The 534-nt window shown below is 69.5% G+C and carries 1 protein-coding gene; it reads left to right on the top strand.

Annotation, left to right across the window (positions count from 1 at the left end):
• Window positions 1-534 (top strand): phosphopantetheine-binding protein (locus ACLJTM_RS34630; protein WP_411107800.1); only part of this gene is annotated, 534 nt, incomplete at both ends.

Below are 534 nucleotides of genomic sequence, written 5' to 3'. Positions count from 1 at the left end.
ACACCCACGGCAACCTCCACTACACCGGCCGCACCGACACCCAAATCAAAATCCGCGGCTTCCGCATCGAACCCACCGAAATCGAAACCGTCCTCACCACCCACCCCCACCTCACCCAAGCCACCCTCGTCCACACCACCCGCCTGATCGCCTACGTCACCGCCGTCCCGGGGACCGCCCCGACCGGTGCGGAGCTGAAGGCCTGGCTGCGCGAGCGGCTGCCGGAGCACATGGTCCCGGAGCAGTTCGCCGTCCTGGACCGGCTGCCGCTGACCCCCAACGGAAAGATCGACAAGCGGGCCCTGCCTGCGGTCGAACGTCCGCTGACGACGGGCGGCCGCCAGCCGCGCACGGAACTGGAGGAGATCGTCCGGACCCTGGTCACCGAGGTCCTGGAGGTCCCCGCTCCGCTGTCCATCGACGACAGCTTCTTCGACCACGGCGGCCACTCCCTCCTCGCCGCCCGCCTCACCCACCGCATCTCCACCACCCTCGGCGTCACCCTCACCCTCCGCGACGTCTTCCAGCACCCCA

Origin of the sequence: Streptomyces sp. cmx-4-9, from assembly GCF_046548835.1 — a bacterium.
GTDB lineage: Bacteria > Actinomycetota > Actinomycetes > Streptomycetales > Streptomycetaceae > Streptomyces.
This window is presented reverse-complemented; position numbering and strand designations above follow the sequence as displayed.